Origin of the sequence: Hydrogenophaga sp. NH-16 (genome assembly GCF_004006415.1) — a bacterium.
Lineage (GTDB): Bacteria > Pseudomonadota > Gammaproteobacteria > Burkholderiales > Burkholderiaceae_C > Hydrogenophaga > Hydrogenophaga pseudoflava.
Genome location: NZ_CP029344.1, coordinates 2,598,772 through 2,617,615 on the forward strand (window position 1 = coordinate 2,598,772; position 18,844 = coordinate 2,617,615).

The 18,844-nt window shown below is 66.1% G+C and carries 11 protein-coding genes; 6 read left to right on the forward strand and 5 right to left on the reverse strand.

Annotated elements, in window-relative coordinates; all coding sequences use genetic code 11:
* Positions 1-64 precede the first annotated feature (64 nt).
* The 6 genes from galE (at position 65) to DD542_RS12690 (ending at position 8,245) form a co-directional block, all read left to right on the forward strand.
* The gene (gene galE / locus DD542_RS12665) at positions 65-1,069 is read left to right on the forward strand and encodes a UDP-glucose 4-epimerase GalE (protein ID WP_127805916.1); all 1,005 of its coding nucleotides are present in this window, start codon (positions 65-67) and stop codon (positions 1,067-1,069) included.
* A 67-nt stretch (positions 1,070-1,136) separates the two neighbouring features.
* Positions 1,137-2,864 (forward strand): PKD domain-containing protein, encoded by a 1,728-nt coding sequence (locus DD542_RS12670; protein WP_127805917.1) that lies wholly within the window; start codon positions 1,137-1,139, stop codon positions 2,862-2,864.
* Positions 2,865-3,044: 180 nt separating this feature from the next.
* Positions 3,045-3,941, forward strand: coding sequence for a glycosyltransferase family A protein (locus tag DD542_RS12675; RefSeq protein WP_127805918.1), 897 nt, complete (start codon positions 3,045-3,047; stop codon positions 3,939-3,941).
* The gene (gene asnB, locus DD542_RS12680; protein ID WP_127805919.1) at positions 3,941-5,899 is read left to right on the forward strand and encodes an asparagine synthase (glutamine-hydrolyzing); all 1,959 of its coding nucleotides are present in this window, start codon (positions 3,941-3,943) and stop codon (positions 5,897-5,899) included. Before DD542_RS12675 ends, asnB begins: the two co-directional genes overlap by 1 nt.
* A complete protein-coding gene (locus DD542_RS12685; protein ID WP_127805920.1) occupies positions 5,896-7,110 on the forward strand; it encodes a glycosyltransferase in 1,215 nt (404 codons plus the stop codon). Before asnB ends, DD542_RS12685 begins: the two co-directional genes overlap by 4 nt.
* A gap of 19 nt (positions 7,111-7,129) precedes the next feature.
* Positions 7,130-8,245, forward strand: a complete 1,116-nt coding sequence (locus DD542_RS12690) for a polysaccharide deacetylase family protein (RefSeq protein ID WP_164868392.1) — start codon at positions 7,130-7,132, stop codon at positions 8,243-8,245.
* Positions 8,246-8,277: 32 nt separating this feature from the next.
* On the opposite strand, the gene DD542_RS12695 is transcribed toward DD542_RS12690, so the two are convergent.
* Genes DD542_RS12695 through DD542_RS12715 form a run of 5 tightly spaced genes read right to left on the reverse strand, consistent with a single transcriptional unit; the run spans position 8,278 to position 18,809 of the window.
* Entirely contained in the window at positions 8,278-9,168 is an 891-nt protein-coding gene (locus tag DD542_RS12695; protein WP_127805922.1) for a hypothetical protein, read from the reverse strand.
* Positions 9,158-10,612, reverse strand: a complete 1,455-nt coding sequence (locus tag DD542_RS12700; protein ID WP_079365098.1) for an undecaprenyl-phosphate glucose phosphotransferase — start codon at positions 10,610-10,612, stop codon at positions 9,158-9,160. The genes DD542_RS12695 and DD542_RS12700 overlap by 11 nt, the downstream gene beginning before the upstream one ends.
* A gap of 40 nt (positions 10,613-10,652) precedes the next feature.
* Positions 10,653-11,597 carry a hypothetical protein gene (locus DD542_RS12705; protein ID WP_127805923.1) on the reverse strand — a complete coding sequence of 315 codons (945 nt, stop codon included), beginning with the start codon at positions 11,595-11,597 and terminating at the stop codon, positions 10,653-10,655.
* The gene (locus DD542_RS12710) at positions 11,594-17,599 is read right to left on the reverse strand and encodes a non-ribosomal peptide synthetase (RefSeq protein ID WP_127805924.1); all 6,006 of its coding nucleotides are present in this window, start codon (positions 17,597-17,599) and stop codon (positions 11,594-11,596) included. Before DD542_RS12710 ends, DD542_RS12705 begins: the two co-directional genes overlap by 4 nt.
* The gene (locus DD542_RS12715; protein WP_127805925.1) at positions 17,586-18,809 is read right to left on the reverse strand and encodes a glycosyltransferase; all 1,224 of its coding nucleotides are present in this window, start codon (positions 18,807-18,809) and stop codon (positions 17,586-17,588) included. Before DD542_RS12715 ends, DD542_RS12710 begins: the two co-directional genes overlap by 14 nt.
* Positions 18,810-18,844 lie beyond the last annotated feature (35 nt).

Here is an 18,844-nt window from a genome sequence, read left to right on the forward strand (position 1 = left end):
CGTTTACGGGTTGGCCGCTTGCATGGCTTGTTTTGTTGTGTGTATTGGATGGATGTGAATCGTCATGAATGTGTTATTAACCGGTGGGTGTGGGTACATTGGCAGTCATGTGGCTGTGGTGTTGATGTCCGCAGGCCATCGTGTGGCCATTCTCGATAATCTGACCAATAGCCATCGGAGTGTGGTGGACAGGGTTTCTGAAATTGCCGGGGCATCTCCAGCGTTCTATTGCGGAGATGTGGGTGATGTGGGGCTGGTGCGAGACATCATTCGAGAAAACAAAGTTGACTCGGTCATTCATCTTGCAGGATTTAAGTCTGTTGGTGAATCGGTTCAGGTGCCGCTGAAATACTATCAGAACAATATCTGCGGGGCGTTGGGTTTGCTTCAGGCAATGGAGGCTGAATCAGTTTCCCATCTGGTGTTCAGTAGCAGCGCCACCATCTACGGTGATCCGCAGTATCTTCCGGTAGACGAAGCGCATCCCCAGCATGTCGTCAATGCTTACGGGCGCAGCAAGTTGCACATCGAGGACATGCTGCGGGATGTCAGCGCATCTCGCCCATCCCTCGGGGTCGTATGTCTTAGATATTTCAATCCTGTAGGCGCCCACTCGAGCGGATTGATTGGCGACCGCCCGAGAGGGATTCCAAACAACCTGATGCCTTATGTGGTCCAGGTGGCATCGGGAGAGTTGGAGCGGTTGAAGGTTTTTGGTGGCGACTATCCGACACCTGACGGAACGGGGGTCCGGGACTATATCCACGTCATGGATCTGGCCGAAGGTCATGTGGCCGCTCTGAATTACCTGTCGTCGCGCAGCGGCTGGCGCGCATTTAATCTGGGAACGGGTCGAGGATACAGTGTCCTGGAAATGATTCGTTCTTTCGAGGCGCAATCCGGCCGCTCCATTCCTTTCGAAATCACTGGCCGGCGACAAGGGGATGTGGCCTGCTCATATGCCGATACCCGTTCTGCAGAACAGGAACTGAATTGGCGGGCCACGAGGTCGCTGGAGGACATGTGCTCAAGCGCTTGGGCGTTCCAGAGCCGGTTTTTGGCGGGGTGAACAGGTTTTGGTGGTGTCGACTTACCGAGCCGATCCATCATGCGTCGTCAGAAGGAAGAAGGAACAAATGAAGACCTACGCCAGTTCATGTCTCTCCACGTTGCTGGCGACGCTTGCCAGTGTGCAGGTGCTCACCGGCTGCGGTCCAGCACAGCCGGGGGGCGGCTTCCCCGAACGAGCCGCAGATGTTTCCGGAAGCCTTGATCTGGCGTTTTCTGAGGCCAGGGCGCGAGAGTCTCTCGGCAGGTTGAGGTCGTTGTCGACAGGGGTCGGGTCGCTCACGCAGGTGGTCTATCGTTCCACCGAAGGGAAGCGCGACGCGTCGGGCAGCAGTCCCGCAAATTGCATGGGCATGTCCTTGCGTGCCTCGAGCCCCCATGCCTGCCAGATGTTTGCGACGGCAGCGCCGGTCTCGGCAGCAGGTCAGCCGTCCCGCACGGTCGAGGCCAGTCTGGAGGCCACGCGGCTGAGCGGTCCGGCGCCGCTGGCGGTGCAGTTTGACGCTACGGGCACCACCTCCAGTCTGGCGGGGCAACACCCGTTTCACCAAGTGCGTTATTCGTTCAATTTTGGTGACGAGCGGGGCCAGACGTGGCCGATATCGGGTCTGCCAAAGAATGTACAGGCGGGTGGCCCGCTGGCGGCGCACGTGTTTGATCAGCCTGGCACCTACCAGGTACGTGTTCGTGCAACGGATCTGGCAGGTGGCTACTCGGAGCGCTCGGTCAACGTGGAGGTGCTCGACCCCAATGTGGTCTACGCGGGAACGAAAACGATCTGCGTGTCGATGGCAGGCAACTTCTCTGAATGCCCGGACGGAGCGTCGCGCGTGGTGATGGTGCCCAACTTAGCTGCGCTCAACGGTCGCCGGGTGTTGCTTCGCCGAGGTGAGACGTTTGGCTCCATCGAGATCGCACATGGCAGCCAGAACGTGCAGTTGGGGGCGTTCGGTACCGGTGCGAAGCCGCGGGTGAGTCGCGTGCTGGTTGGGTCGATAAGACCTCCTTCGGCGGCGTTCCCTCAGGACATCTCCGTGATGGATCTCCACATTCTTCTGAGCTTCGAACAGTTCGGGACGATGTCTCGTCTGTTGCTGTACCGGAATACTTTTGATGTGCCGACGGGTGATTTCATGGTCGCCCAAGTGAGCCTCGCTGGTGCGCTGGACTACATCGTTCAACACCACAAGTTGGCTCCGGACCAGTATTTCCAGCCACGCGAGCTGTTCGTGGTGGAGAACCAGCTGAAGGGAAGCACCTCACTACCACACATGAACATGGTTGGTGTTGGAAGCCAATTCGTCATCATGGGCAACGACATGGGCACGGCCCAACAACACACCCTGCGCATCTACGGCATGAACAAGGGCTTCATCGCGCACAACGCGCTGCGGGGACGCTCATCCGACGGCATCCGCCATGCGTTGAAGGTCCACTCTGGAGGACTGGGCGCCTACAACGACAACTATGGCATTTCGGGTTCAACCTGGGCATCGAGGCAGATCGTCATTGCCAACAATCGTCTGGGCGACCCCACGGACAACAACTCGTTCACCGGTGCTGCGGCGCCTGAGAACAACGGTCCTGACAGCCGCCAGGGTCTGGAAGACCTCGTGCTGGAGAACAACGTGTTCCACCGTGGTCCGAAAACGAACACCGAGTTCATCCTGATGGGGCGCCGCATGTCATCGCGTGGCAATACGCGGGCTGATGGTGGCGTGCCCAACATCAACCAGTTCGGCAATTCATACAAGCTGCTACCGCCCGACTGGGTGGGGCCGTTCTTCACCCGGTAGCCACTGCATCTTGCCCGTTGAGCGGTTGGCCCCCAATACCAGGGTCTCATTCCTGGTTGCCGCGTGGCAAGCGCTTGCGCCGGAACAGGTACAAATTGTTGCGTGTACCATCCGTTCCAGTGCCCAGCTGAATACTCCCGACTCAGTCGCGGGAACCCGCACCCTAGAAGCAAGCGACCTATGACGCAGCGTTATGTTTTGATCTCGCCGTGCCGCAACGAGGCGAAGTACATGCGCGAGACGCTGGACACCGTGGTCGGCCAGTCGGTGCGGCCCGCAAAGTGGGTCATCGTGGACGACGGGTCCACCGATGCCACCCCGCAGATCCTGGCCGAGTACGCTGCCCGCCACGACTGGATCCAGATCGTCACCCGCCAGGACCGAGGTCATCGCGCGGTAGGCCCGGGCGTCGTGGACGCCTTCTATTCCGGATACGCAGCGATCCATCCGCAGGACTACGAGTTTGTCTGCAAGCTGGATCTGGACCTGCGTCTGCCACCCAGGTACTTCGAGATCCTGATGCAGCGCATGTCCGATGAGCCCCGTATCGCGACCTGCAGCGGCAAGGCCTACGTGGAGGAAGGCGGGCAGCTCATTCCAGAGCGCCATGGCGATGAAACGTCGCTGGGCATGACCAAGTTCTACCGGGTCAGCTGCTTCGAGGCGATCGGCGGCTTCGTGCGCGAGGTGATGTGGGATGGCATCGACTGCCACCAGTGCCGCATGAAGGGCTGGATCGCCTGCAGCTGGGACGACCCCGAACTGCGCTTCGTGCACCTGCGACCCATGGGCTCCAGCCAGGACAGCATCTACATCGGCCGCATGCGCCACGGCTACGGCCAGTACTTCATGGGGACCGGCTTCCTGTTCATGGCGGCGAGCGCGTTGTCGCGCGTCAACCAGAAACCCTACGTGCTGGGCAGCGCCGCCATGTTGTGGGGCTGGCTGAAGGCGGCCCTGCAGCGCAAGCCGCGCTACGACAACCCGGAGTTCCGGCGCTTTCTGCGTGCCTATCAGCACCGGTCGCTGCTGGTCGGCAAGGCCCGCGCGGTGCGCGAACTGACGGGGGGTGCCTGATGTGTGGCCTGGCGGGAATCGTTGGGCGCGTCGGTGAGGCGAACCGCCTCGCGCTGCAACGCATGACGGATGCCATGGCGCACCGGGGGCCGGATGGCGATGGTATCTGGATGGGGCCGGCGGACGCCCGTGGCTGGGGCGCCATGCTCGGGCACAGGCGGCTGTCGATTCTCGACCTCACGTCGGCAGCCTCGCAGCCCATGACGGACCCCGAGCGCGGCGACGTCACCGTGCTCAACGGCGAGATCTACAACTACATCGACATCCGCAGGGCGCTCGGCGCCCAGGGCCAGACCCTCTGGTCCAGTGGGGACACCGCGGCCATGCTGCGGCTCATCAGCATGCATGGGTTCGACGCGGTGCAGGAGCTTCGCGGCATGTTCGCGCTGGCCGTGTGGGACCCGCGCCGCAGCGAGCTGTTGCTGGCGCGCGACGCGCTGGGCATCAAGCCGCTGTACTTCATGAGGAATCCTGACGCCTCGGGCGACTGGACCTTCGCGTTCGCGTCCGAGGTGCGCGCGCTGCTGCGTTCCGGGCTGCTGCGCAAGCCCCGCCTGCGCCGGTCTGCCGTGGCCAGCATGGTCTGGAACGGGTTCACGGTGGCGCCAGAAACCATCGTCGATGGCATCGAGTCGCTGTGGCCGGGCGAGATGAGGGTGTATGCCCAGGATGGGCGCGAGCTGCGGCGCAAGCGCTACTGGACGCAGGCCGCACTGCCGCGCAATGGCGAATCGACCGACCAGGACGTGGCCATGGCGCTCGAAGACAGCGTGCGCCGCCACCTCGCGTCCGACGTACCACTTGGGGTCTTTCTCTCGGGCGGGGTGGACTCCTCCGCCATTGCCAATGTGGCCAAGCGCGTTTCCCGCGACCCGGTCCACTCGTTCACGCTGGCGTTTTCCGAGCAGGAACGCAACGAAGGAGAGATCGCCCGCGCCGTTTCCAAGGCGATCGGCACGCAGCACCACGAGATCGTCCTGCGGCAGGAGGGGTTTGTCGATCGGCTGGACGAAGCCATGGGCAGCCTGGACCAGCCGAGTTTTGACGGACTGAACTCGTTTTTCATGTCGCAGGCGGTCGCACAGGCCGGTTTCAAGGTGGCCCTGGTGGGCAGCGGGGGCGATGAGCTGTTCGGCGGCTACACCTCGTTCCGCGACCTTCCTGCGATGGCGGCCTGGTCCCGCCGGCTCGGTTTCGTTCCGGACGGTCTGCGCAACGCCGGGGCGCGGGCGTTTGCGCGCTGGAAGGCGCCCGATGGTGGGGCTTTCCGGCCCCAGACCCGCTGGGCCAAGCTGCCGACCATGGTCGAGGCGGGGGACGACCTGCTGGCGCTCTACCAATGTGCCTACGCACTGTTTCTGCCCGACACCCACCGCAGCCTGCTGGGCACGGCGGCGCAGGGGCTGGACGCGGGCTATATGGGCTTGTCCGCCGACGTGGTGGCGGCGCTGCGCGCGGAGGTGGAGGGCCGCAGCGATCTGTCGTCCATCGCTGCGCTGGAGCAGCGCCTGTTCCTGGGCGAGCGCCTGCTGCGCGACGCCGACTCGACGAGCATGGCCGCCTCCATCGAGACCCGCCTGCCCTTGGTCGATCAGCAGCTGCTCGAAGCGGTGGCAGCCTTGCCGGACGATGTCCGTTTCCACCCCGTGCGCTCCAAGGCCATGCTGCGCAGCGCGGGGCTTCAGGGGCTGGACCCAGCCCTGTTTGACCGGCCCAAATCGGGCTTCGAGCTTCCCTACGACCACTGGCTGCTCGGCGCGCTGGGATCGGAAGTGGGCGCGGTGCTCACCGACCGCGACCTGATGGCCAGTGTGGGGCTGGCGCCGACCGTGGTGGCCGATCTCTGGCGCGCCTACCAGGCGGGCGCCCCGGGGCTTTACTGGACGCGGATCTGGTGCCTGTACGCGCTGGCCGCGTGGGCGCGGCGGCACGGCCTGTCCGTGGAGGCCGCGCCATGAGGGTGGCCTACCTCATCAGCGAGTATCCGAAGGTCAGCCACAGTTTCATCCGGAGGGAAATCGCAGCGCTGGAGCGCCAGGGCGTCGAGGTGCTGCGGTTTGCGATCCGGGGTCCGTCGGACGGAAGTCCCGACTCGGCGGACGCCGAGGAACTGCGCCGCACGCGCTATGTGCTGGGAGCGGGCGCCGTCTCCACGCTTGCCCACGTGGTGCGTGCCATGGTGCGACGTCCGCGCACCTTCTTCGGTGCAGCGCGCTCAGCCTGGCGACTGTCCCGCCGCGCGGAGCGCAGTCTGCTGCACCATGTGGCCTATCTGGTCGAGGCCTGCATCGTCGGGAACTGGATGCACGAGGAGAAAGTGCCGCACTTGCACGCGCACTTCGGTTCGAACCCGGCCGCGGTGGCCATGCTTGCGGCGCAGATCAACGGTGGCAGCTTCAGCTTCACCGCGCACGGCACGGTGGAGACGGACGCCGCGCAGTTCATCGGCATTCCCGAGAAAGTGCGTCGTGCGGCGCATGTGGTCGCGGTCAGCGAGTACGGGCGCAGCCAGCTGTGCCGCTGGGTGGAGCCCTCTCACTGGAAGAAGATCTCGGTGGTGCACTGCGGACTGGACGAGGGCTACCGTGCGCCTCCCGCGCAGCCGTTCAACGCGGTGCGGCGCTTTGTCTGCGTGGGGCGGCTGAGCTCGGAGAAAGGGCAGTTCGTGCTGATCGACGCGCTGGGCGAGCTGCGCCGCCAGGGCGTGGATGCCGAGCTGGTGCTGGCGGGCGACGGCGAGCTCCGGTCCGCCATCGAACAGCACTGCCAGCTGCGTGGCGTCGCGGACCTCGTGCGCATCACCGGCTGGATTTCGGGTGCCGATGTGCGCAAGGAGATCGAGACCTCGCGCGCGCTGGTGCTCAGCAGTTTTGCCGAGGGCTTGCCGGTCGTGCTGATGGAGGCCATGGCCTGCGCGAGGCCGGTGATCGCCACACGCGTGTCCGGCATTCCCGAGCTGGTGCGCGATGGTCAGGACGGCTGGGTTGTGGCGCCCGGCAACGCCCTGGAGCTGGCGCAGGCCATGCGCCGCTGCCTCGAAACGGAGGCCCCGCAGCTCCAAGCCATGGGCGAAGGGGCGCGGGCGCGGGCGCTGGAGCGGCACGATGTCGACCGGTCGGCGCAACAGCTGCGTGAGATCTTCGCGCCACTCGCCGGGGCCGGCGCATGACCGCGCGCAGCGAGTTGTCATGAGCGCAGCCTCGACCCTCAAGGCCCTGGTCCGGGACACCTGCGGCCAGGCCCTTTCGGTGGTCCGAGCGACCGCGCCTTCTCGTCGGCTCGGGCAGCGGCTCTCCATCGTCACCTTCCACCGCGTGCTGACGGAATCGCAGCGACGGCTCTACCCGTTGCCGGGCCTCGCCGTCACCCCGGACGAACTGGACGACCACCTCCGGTTTCTCACCCGCCATTTCCAGTGCCAGTCGCTTGATGCCACCCTCGGGCTGTGGGAACAAGGTCGCAGCGCCAGTCGGCCGCTGCTGGCGATCACCTTCGACGATGGCCAGCTCGACAACTACGAGAACGCGCTGCCCGTGCTGGAGAAGCATGGCGTGACCGCCAGCTTCTATGTTCCCAGCCAGGTTCTTGAGGATTCGACGCCGCTGTGGCACGACACCATGGCGGTCTCGGTCGCCTGGCTGGTGAACCAACTGTCAGGAGAGGGCGTTCGGTCAGGATCCACGGACCGCGGCGCGGCGCTTGCGTTGTTCGTCGAACTGCACCCTGGCGGGGGGCTGGGCGGTGTGGCGGGCCACCTCACCGTTGAAGCCGCGCTGGAGCACACGAAGCGCTGGAGCCCCGCGCAGCGTGAGGACTGGATGCGGCGCGCCAGCGGCGTGCTGCCCCCCGCCCAGCGGCCCGGCTGGGATGGGTTCATGAGTGTCGAGCAGATGAGAGACCTCGTGGCCCGCGGTCACGAGATTGGTAGCCACTCCCACTCCCACGCGCTGCTGCCGCAGTGCACGGACGACGAACTGCGCGCCGAGATCGCCGGCTCCCGCCAGAAGCTGGAAGCCGTGCTCGGCACGCCGGTGACCACCTTCTGCTATCCCAACGGGTCTTTTGATTCGCGGTGTGTGGCGCTGGCCCGTGAGGCCGGCTACCGGGCGGCGGTCACCACCCGCTGGGGCAGCAACGCACCCGGTGCGGATGCCTTCCGCCTGCAGAGGTTCAACATGAATGCCCAGCATGCACAGGACCGGCATGGGCGATTCTCCGAAGCCCGCCTGGCCTGGCGCATGAGCGGCTTGCACCCGGGACTGGACCGTGTGAGCCAGGATCCCTGCGGCGGCGGGGTTGCGTAGCGGACCGAGCTGGCGAAGGCCCGCGTGAGCGCTCAGGCTTTTCTGGGAGAAAACCCCATCACGGCGGGGTGATCGAGCCGGTGCAGCAGGGCTTGCATGGACGCAACGCTCTGAAAGCGGCCCACGAACTTGCCGAACAGGGACCGTTTGAGCAAGGGAAATCCGGCATCGATCATCTGCTCGGGGCAGTTCAGGCACAGGTCCAGGTGGCGAGAGCCATCGGTGTACCAATAGGCGCCCACGCTCACGTGAGGGCTGGCCACCCGGGCCAGCAGGGTTTCCTGCAGCAGGATGACCGCCTCGGAGGAGTTGTAGCTCCACTCGCTGGAGATCACCGGCGCGATCACTTTCAGCAACTCCGAGTCGACCTGCCGGGCGATCAGGGCAAAGGACTGCAGGTGGTTCTCTTCGAGCGCGTTGGCGCTCAGGCCCGCGACGCGCCAGGGGGACTGCTCGACAAACGGGGTGAGGGCGCAGAAGGGGCCGAGCACGGAGTCGTTGAACATCAGCACGTCGGAGTCCGGAGCCCGTTGTGCCAGCTCGCTCAGGCAGATGGCGTAGGCTGAGAAGTCAAAGCCATCGGTGCCTTTCCAGTACAGGGCGTGGCAGTGCCGTTTCAGCTCATCAAGCAGCGGGTGATTCGGCGGGCAGGCGCAAACGATCATCACCGAGGCATCCTCGGCTGCGAGGCGTTTGAGTGTGAACCGGTGCTGGGTCGACAGCTGGCCCTGGGGCGCGTAGAGGAAATACATGAGCCAGCGGCCGGTTCCACTCACAGGAACCAGGGGCTTCCAGACGGGGGGCTTCTGCCGCGTCCGGCGGGCCCGCCAACGGGCCAAGACGATGCGCGGGCGCGGCTGGCTGGGTTCGTAGTTCCAGAAGGTCTGCGCCCCTTCCACCGGCCTGGCGAGTTCAGTACGCATTCTTGCCCGTCAGTGCACCCAGGGTGCGCAGCAGGATGGAAAAGTCGAGCCACAGGGACCAGTTGTTGATGTACTCGATGTCCGCCTCGATGCGCGCCTGCATGCGCTCGATGTCGGTGGTCTCGCCTCGAAGGCCCCGCACCTGGGCCAGTCCCGTGATGCCTGGTTTGATGTTGTGGCGGGCAAAGTAGGCGTTGATGCCCTTGGAGTACAGCTCGTCGTGCTGTACGGCGTGTGGTCTGGGTCCCACCAGCGACATCTCGCCCATGAGGACATTGAAGACCTGCGGAAGCTCGTCCAGACTGGTCTTGCGGAGGAAGGCCCCCACGCGGGTCACCCGGGGGTCGTTGCGGGTGGCCTGGCGAATCACGCCGGCCTCGGGCTGGTGCACGTACATGCTGCGGAACTTCCAGATGTGGAACACCCGCCCGCTCCATCCCATGCGCGCCTGCCGGAAGAACACGGGGCCCTGGCTGTCGAGCTTGATGGCCGCGGCGATGATCAGCAGGACCGGCGAAATGATCACCAGGATCAGCAGCCCCAGGATGCGGTCTTCCAGTGCCTTGAGCAGGAGCCTGGTGCCCGTCAGCGGCGTTTCGGACAGCGTCAGCACGGGCAGGCCCGCGATTTCCCGGACGCTGTGATTGACCAGCAGCAGCGAGAAGATGTCCGGCACCCAGTGCACCGACACATGGCGGTCCAGCAGCTGGAAATACAGGTTCTCGATCAGGTCGGACTCGCCCAGGGGGATGGCGAAATACACCGTGCGCACGTCGTGGCGCTCGATGATGGACAGCATCTGGTCGAGCGGTCCGATGATGTTGAGCTCCTTGAGCGATGCGAAGTCCGAGCTTTCGTACAGGGTGGCGCCCGCCCTGGCCTCGCTGCCCTGCGCGGCCGAGGGCAGCTCCAGACAGCCCACCACCTTCTGGTTCAGCCACGGGTTGCCCGAAATCTTGTTCTGCAGATAGCTCGCGAGCTTGCCCGTTCCGACGATCAGCACGTTCTCGGCAGGCAGAGCGTGGACCATGACCCGGATCTGGATCTCGCGGCTGAGGTACTGCAGAAAAACCTGCAGCAGATAGCCCGCGATGAACAGCTGCCCCAGCAGCAGGCGGGAAAACACATCGGTCTGCTTGGTCACAAAACCGACCACCAGCAGGAAGCCGAATGTCAGCGACCAGGCCTTGAAAAGGGTCAGGGCCTTGCGCGTGAAACTGCTGTTGCTGCGGTAGACGCCGAACTGGTTGTAGGCGAACACCATCACCATGGCCAGAAGGAGCAGCAGCACGGAATAGGGCGTGGTGACGGTGCCGATGTGTTTCTGGATCAGCAGCAGGGACAGGGTCATCACGGCCACCACGTCCACCACGGCCTGCACCGCCGTGGAGATGCTTCCGCGGCGCTTGAGGATGGATCGATGGGGTCTCTTCGAGAGTGCCATGGAACAAATGTATCGGGTTACGACGAGCGGGCGACCCGCATCAGCTGCCGCGCTGTGCCACGCCGGTCTTGGGGTAGCTGGTCACCACCGACCAGATCACCTCGCTCATCAGTCGGGCCAGTTCCGGCGAGATGGGGGGCAGCTGCGTCCCGTCGACCAGCCGGATGGTCTGCGACTCTGCCGGAGGCGGGCGGTGATAGAGGACCGCGTAGTGGGTGAGGGCGACGAGGTAGTTGCCCAGCGCACTGAGATGAATCATGTCGCGTTTGCCCTCGTCGCTGATGTAGAACAGGTCTTCGCGCGATCGCAGCCGGTCGACGCCACCGCGGGCTTCCACCTCCCGCACCAGACGGGCCATCACCTGGCCGGCGGGAATGACGTACACCGGACCGCCGGTGTCGCCGTGCGCCAGGCCCCTTGCCAGGAGCACACCCTCCCAGTAGAGGCTCAGGTCCTCGTCCAGCCGTTCCAGCCAGCCTTTGGGGTCGTTCAGCTCGTGCCAGAGCTCGTAGAGGTATACCCGGATCTTGGGATTGGCTGCCCGCGCTGCCCGTGCCCACTGGCGGATGTACTGCGGGCTGTCGTGGTGCTTGATCGCGTCTTTGATCTCCACCGACTCCGTCAGGACCAGTACGTCGAACTGGCCGCTGTTGACGGCCTGGTGCGCGTCCTGGTAGCGGGGGTGCGCGTTCTCGATCTCGAAGCCGTTGACCGGAACGTCAGGTTCCCAGTGCGACCTCAGCGAGGCGCCCCATCCCAGCTGCGAGCGGTGGTCGTGGCCTGCGCCGGCCAGCTGCTCCAGCATCATGGGGATGTCCTTGTTGACCAGGCTGTGGCCGATGTGGAAGACGCGCAGCGGCTTGTCAGGCGGCGACAACGGCTGCGTGTACAGGGCCGAGAGTTCGACCGGGTCGAGCGACTTGTGCCATCCGCAGGCGGTGAGTGCGAAGGCCAGCAGGTATTTCAACGAGTGTTTCAGCATCATGTGGTGGAGGCACGGGTTGAAGAGGGCGACGCAGTATGACCGGTCTGGACCGGGGAAGTGCCCATGCGTCTGGCGTCGGCGAGGTGCGGGCGCATCGCTGCGGCCAGCACCTCCACATGGGGTGGCTCCAGGATGTCCATGTGTTTTCCAGGCACGCGTTCGATGGTCAACCGTGGCAGCAGCGAGCGCCAGCCATAGGCCGGCGCCGTGGACAGGTCGTCACCGGCTTGCAGGAAGACGGCGGGCAGGTCACAGGGTGTGGCCTCGTGGTCGCGCATGGCCTTGGCATAGACCTGGATGCGCCGACTGCCGGGTTCGTGTCGGTGTTCGGTCTGGTGCCGGAACACACGGTAGACGTGCAGGACGTGCCCCAGCCCCCCGCGCCGGAGCAGGCGCAGGCGCCTGACCACCCCCGCCACCAGGTGCCTGAAGCCATGTCCGGGCAATCTGGAGTCGAGCAAGGCGATCAGGCCGATGGTTTCGCCTTCTGTCTGCAGCTGTCGTGCCACCTCGAACGCCAGCAAGCCGCCGATCGAAAAGCCACCGAGGAAATAGGGGCCGTGCGGCTGGATGCCTCGGATCAGATCCTTGTATTCCCGGGCCAGCGTCTCCACGGTCACCGCGGGAGGCGCCAACTCCATCGGCTGTTCCAGCAGGTCGATTTCGGTCTGTGAGAACACGCCGTACACCGGCATGCCCGGATCAAGCAGCTGCGCCAGCCGCCTGTACATCTCCGCGCCTGCAAGCAGGAAGAGGCCAGGACCCTGACCAAGGGGTTGCAGCACCGCCACCGGGATGTCCTTGTGGTCCCCGGGCGAGGTCTGCGACAGCGCCTCGGCCAGCTCCGCCACCGTGGGATGCTTGAACAGCAGGGCCAGCGCGCAGGGTCGTTGCAGCGCCGACTCGATGCGGCTGACCACCCCCACGGCCAGGATCGAGTGCCCGCCGAGGTCGAAGAAGTTGTCGTGGATGCCGATCGTTTCGGTCTGCAGGGCGGCTTGCCAGATGGACAGGATGACCGTTTCGGTGGGGTTGCGGGGCGGGGTCAGCGAGGTGCGCCCTCCCGAAGGATTGACGGAGGGCGCTGGCAGCGCACGGCGGTTGGTCTTGCCGTTGGGCAGCACCGGGATGCTGTCCAGTGCGACAAACAGGCCGGGCACCATGTGGTCCGGCAGCCAGCGGCGCAGGTGCTCGCGCAGCTCGTCGCGAGAAGGCAGAGGCCCTCTGGGGACCACGTAGGCGACCAGCCGGGGCTGACCTGGCGAGTCCTCGCGCAGCATGACCACCGCACGCGCGATGGCCTCGTGGCAGAGCAGCCGGGACTCGATTTCCCCAAGCTCCACCCGGAACCCGCGCAGTTTGATCTGATCGTCGAGCCGGCCTCCGTGCTCCAGCGACCCGTCGCAGCGCCAGCGCCCGCGGTCCCCCGTGCGGTAGATGCGGGTGGTGAGCGGGTCCGGTGCATCGGGCTGGTCGATGAAGCGCTCGGCGGTCAGTGCCGCCTGCCGGTGATAGCCGATGGCCACGCCGGTGCCGCCGATGTAGATCTCACCCGGTACGCCGATGGGGCAGGGTTGCAGGTGCGGGTCGAGCACCTGGATCGAGGTGTTGAGCACCGGGCGGCCCAGGTCGATGGCCTGGACGGCGCCCGGAGACACCCGCCAGCAGCTGGACCACACCGTGGTTTCGGTAGGGCCGTACATGTTCCAGACCTCGCCGCAGCGGGCGAGCAGCTGGCTGGCAAGATCGGGCGTCAGGGGCTCGCCGCCCACCAGCGCCTTGAGCCGCGGGTTGCCAGCCCAGCCTGCGTCGAGCAGCAGGTGCCAGCGCGACGGTGTGGCCTGCAGCACGGTGATGTCCTCTCGCGCCAACAGCTCGGCCAGCGCCCGGCCATCGGTGGCGTCGGCCTGGCTGGCCACCACCACGGTGCCGCCCGTGCCCAAGGGGAGAAACAGCTCCAGGACGGCGATGTCGAAGCTGGGGGTGGTCACCGCCAGCAACCGGTCGTGCACGGTGCAGCCGGGCGCGCGCGCCATGCTCTCCAGCAGGTTCACCATGGCCCGGTGTGGCACGGCGACCCCCTTGGGCCGACCGGTGGAGCCGGAGGTGTAGATCAGGTAGGCCGGGTCTTCCGGGCGGGCATCGAGCAGGGCATCGTCCGGCAGCCGGTGCGGTGCGGCCGCGTCGATCTGCGCGCGGTCCCTATCGACCAGCAGGCGGGGGGGCTGGTCCTCATCCAGCACCACCGAACTGTGGCTCACCAGCAGCGCCAGCTCGGCGTCCAGCATCTGGTCGCTCAGCCTCTGCCGGGGGTAGTCGGGGTCCAAGGGCACGTAGGCCGCGCCTGATTTGAGGATGGCCAGCAGCACGATCACCAGTTCGTGGTTGCGGGGCAGGCAGACGCCCACACGGCAACCCCGCGCAACGCCGCGCTGGCGCAGCAGCCTCGCCAGCCGGTTCGAAGCCTCGTCCAGTTCGTGGTGGGTCAGCCGCGCAGCGCCGTGGACCAGCGCGGGCCGCTGGGCCGACTGCAGCAGCCCCCGGGTCACCCAGGCATGCGCCGATGCGGCGACGGGTGCCTCGACGGGGCCATGCAACCACTGGTTCAGGTGCTCGCGTTCGGCCTCGCCCAGCAGCGGGAGTGTGGCCACGCGGGAGTCCGGCGCCTGGATGGCGATGCGCAGGATCTGCAGCAGGTGCTCGCCCATGCGCTGCACCGTCTCCGGCACGAACAGATCGGTGGCGTACTCGATCGTGAAGGCCTGGTCGTACATCACGTCGACCACCACACTCAGGTCGAACTGGGTCGACGCACGGTCGAAGTCCAGCCGCGACCAGGTCAGGCCTTCGAAGTGGCAGTCCCGGGCCTGCGTGTTCACCATGTTGAAGAGCACGTTGAACAGCGGCTGGCGGCTGCTGTCCGGCCGGGCCGCGAGTTCGCGGACCAGCACCTCGAAGGGCATGTCCTGGTGCGAAAAGGCCTCCAGGGAGACGGTGCGCACGCGCGAGAGCACCGTGAGGAAGTCCGGGTTGCCGTCCAGATCGGTCCGGAACACCAGGGTGTTGACGAAGGTGCCGATGAGGTTCTCGGAGGCCAGATGGTGCCGGTTGGCAATGGGCACGCCGATGCCGATGTCGGTCTTGCCCGTGTGCCGGTGCAGCAACACATTGAGTGCCGCGATCAGCACCATGGACAGGCTGGCCCCGTGCGCCGCGCCGAGCGCGCGCAGGCCGGCGATGTGCTCGTGCTCCAGTGGAAAGCGCAACGCCGCACCGCGGAAGCTCTGCTCCAGGGGGCGTTGCAGGTCGTTGTTCAGCGGCAGTGGCTCCAGGCCCTCCAGGCGTTTTGACCAGTACGCCAGCTCGCTGCTTCGCCGCTCGGTTTCAAACCAGTCCCGGTGCCAGACCGCGTAGTCCGCGTACTGGATCGGGAGCTCGGGCAGGCAGGCTTCGGACCCGGACACCAGGGCGCTGTAGTGCGCCGCCAGCTCGCGCCCCAGCTCCGCGAACGACCACTGGTCGCTGACGATGTGGTGCATCACGATCAGCAGAACCGCGTCCTGTTCGGCCAGGTGGATGAGCTGTGCGCGGACCAGCGGGCACTGGTCCAGCACAAAGGGCTGGCAGGTGACATCGGCCAGATGGCGGCGCAGTACCCCGTCGGGCACACCGCGTCCCTCGGTGGCCAGCCGCACCTGCTGAAGGGGCACGGCCGGTGGCGGCACCACCTCGGCAAACACGCCGTCAGCGGTCTTGACAAAGCGTGTGCGGAGGACTTCGTGGCGTTCGACCACGCGATCCATGGCCTTCTGCAGGGCCGCCACCTCCAGCGGCCCCTTCAGCCGCATGGCCAGCGGGATGTTGTATGCGCTGCTCTGTGGCGCCAGTTCGTGCATGAACCACATGCGCTCCTGGGAGAACGACAGGCCCAGCCGGCTGCCAGGGCCGCGCGCCGCTGAAGGTGTGGCCGCGGCCGGCACCGATGGGCTCGCCACAACGCTGTCCGGCGTGGGCGACAACTGCATCAGCCGCTCGGCGAGTCCGCGCACCGTGGGCGTCTCGAACACCGCGCTGATGGGCAGGTCGAGGCCAAGCCTCGTGCGCAGACGCGAGACCAGCTGTGTGGCCAGCAACGAATCGCCCCCCAGATCGAAGAAGTTCGCGTCGTGGTCGATCACCTCGTGCCCGAGGATCTCGGACCAAAGCAGGGTCAGGCAGTCCAGCAGCGCGGCATTGGCGGTGTGGTCCGTCGCCGTGTTTGTGGAGGATTGGACCGACAGGCGCAGGGGCTCCAGCCGCCCCTCCAAGTAGAGGCGCCGGGCCGCGTTGCGCTGTGGCTTGCCGCTGGAGGTCCGGGGCAGGGTGCCGGTGCGCAGGGGAACGATGTCGTGCAGATCGACCTGGTGCTCCGCGGCCACCCGCTTGTGGACGGCATCGACCAGCTGCCGCACCACGTCCGGCGAGGGGCGCCGGCTGCACTCGACCAGCATCACGACCGCTTCCCGGTCTCCCTTGTCCACCGAAATGGCGATGACGCCACCGCCCCGGATGCCGGGGTGCGCCGACTCGGCGGTTTGCTCCAGGTCCTGGGGGTAGAGGTTGCGGCCGTTCGCGATGATCAGGTCCTTGCGCCGGCCGGCGACGAACAGCTCGCCGCCGTGCAGGAAACCCAGGTCGCCGGTGCGCAGGTAGCGCGTGGGGTCGGCAACTTCGGGGGCAAGGGTTCCGCCAAAGTGCTCGGCGGAGACGTCGGGCTGTCCCCAGTAGCCCTGGCCCACGCTCGGTCCGGCCACCCAGATCTCGCCGATCCGGTCGGGGGCGCAGGGCGTCCTGGTGTCGGGATCGACGATGCGCAGCTGGAAACCCGGCAGCGCCGAGCCGCAACCCACCAGCGTTCTGGTGCCCGTCGCCTGCGGCGCGGCTGTGCGCACTTCGTGGCGTTCGATGGCCTGCGCATCCAGCGTGATCTGTTGCAGCGGTGTGGCGGCATTCTTCACGGTGACTGCGAGCACCGCTTCCGCCAGTCCGTAGGAAGGCGCCAGTGCCGCACGGTGGAACCCGAAAGGCGTGAAGGCCTGCGAGAACGCGTCCAGCGTGGTGGCACGCACCGGTTCCGCGCCGGAGGTGGCGTATCGCCAGCTGTCCAGACGGGCGTTCCATTGCGGTGCGCGGGCCAGTGCCTGCACGCAGGCGGCGTAGGCGAAGTTGGGTGCACCGCTGTGGGTGACGCCATGCCGGGCAATGGCCTCCAGCCACTTCAAGGGGTGCAGCAGAAACTGCACGGTGGACATCAGGAACGAGGTGCCACCCGAGTACAGCGGCTGGAGCACTCCGTGCACCAGGCCGTAGTCGTGGAACCAGGGCAGCCAGACCAGTGCCTTCATCCGGGACGTGTCCACACTGCTCACCAACGAGCTGCACTGGGCCAGCACGTTGTCGTGGGTGATCTCGACGCCCCGCGGGGCGCTCGTGGACCCGGAGGTGTACTGCAGATACGCCACCGGGCTCTCGTCCAGGCCTTCGGGTGACGGCGCCACCGCGTCGGTCTGCAGCGGTTCGTTCAGAAGGGTGTCCAGCGTGCACCAAGTGCGCCCGGGGATCTGGGTGCGACCGGTTTCGATGTGCTCCTCATCGGTCATGGCCAGCGCCACATCTGCATCGTTGGCAATGCCCAGCAAGCGCGATTCGCTGTTCCGTGCGTTCCTGTTGTCTGGTGCAGGCGCCGGGACGGGGATGGCGCCGGCCAGGATGCAGCCCCAGAACAGCTGCACAGCGTCCAGGTGGTTGTCGAATGCGAGCAACACCCGATCACCTGACCCGATGCGCGCGCGCAGACGCTTCGCGATGGCTTCGGCCGACTGGCCCAGCGCGGTATAGCTCAGCGTGTGGCTGGCTTCCAGACCGTGCCCCAGGAAAACGTAGGCCGCGTGTTCGCCATAGTCCGTCACACGCTTGCACAGCAGTTCGCGCAGATGCGCGTACTGAACATCAGAGGTGGGCACGAATCACCTCGCTGCGGTGCCTGAAGACGGCGACGTCGTTGAAGGGGTGACCATCCTGCGCCGCCCGGCCAATCAGATCCGCCAGCCGCTGGCGATCCCGTGCCAGGCCGGCCAGACTGGACACCAAAGCGCCGATGTCATCCTTGGGGGTCAGCAGTCCGCCGCCGTGGGCAGAGATCAGGTCTTTCGGGAACGGGCTGTCGTAGCCGACCAGTGGTGTGCCTGAAACCAGCGCCTCGATCAGGTTTCTCGGCGACTCCGGCGTCTTGTGGCAGAACACGAACACCTGGGCCTCGCGCAGAACCTTCAGGATGGCCGCGCGGTCCCTGATGAAGCCGGGCAGCGCGACCTGCCCGGTCAGTCCCAGGCGCTCCACCTGCGCCTTCATCTCGGGCAGACGTTCGCCGTCCCCCCACCAGGTCGCGCGGAAATCGACACCGGCGTCCTTCAGCGACGCCATCACCCGGATCCAGTCGTCGGCACCCTTCATCACGTCGGCACGGCCGAGATAGCAGATGTTCAGCGGGCCTTCCATGACTCCCTGCAGCTTGTTGCGGAGGGCATCTGGCGGGATGCGGTCCTCCTCGCGGAGGTGGATGTCGTGGACGATTTCAGCCTGTGAGGCGTAGGGCGCGTAGGTGGCGTAGGTTTCGGCACCATGGAACAGCCCCAGGGCCGAGCGCCGGATGATGGCCCGCTCCAGTGCGGCCATGGGCCGGTGGTACAGCGATGCTTTCAGCCGCGCCCGGCGGGTGCGGGCCGCACGGGCTTCGTGCCGCACCACTTCGGACTCCACCCGGTCGGTCCAGACGGCAAAACGCCGACCCTTGCGGTGGGCTTCCAGAGCGGCCACCGAGCCCCAGTCGCCGAAGAGCCCGCCAATCGAGAACGACAGGTAGTCCGCTTCGTCGATCAGCTGGGCGATCTGGCGGCGCACCGAAGGGAGGAAGCGGAAGAAGCGGTCGGGGCGGTAGGCCGACGGCAGCGCGACGAGGTGCACACGCTCCAGGTCGATCGCCGACGAACGCACCGGGATCCAGCTAGGCGGAGGGGTGCCGGGCTCGAGCGGGTGCATCACCGTGACCTGCTCGAAGTTTTCGGCCCAGAGGCGCAGCCCATTGCAGGCCTGGTCCTCCAGCAGGTAGCCATCTTCCCCCCGATATAGCGGCACGGGGGCGTACAACAGCAGGCGGCCACCGGTCGTTCTCATCTTGGCGTCTTTGGTAGGCACTTCGCTGTATTGAT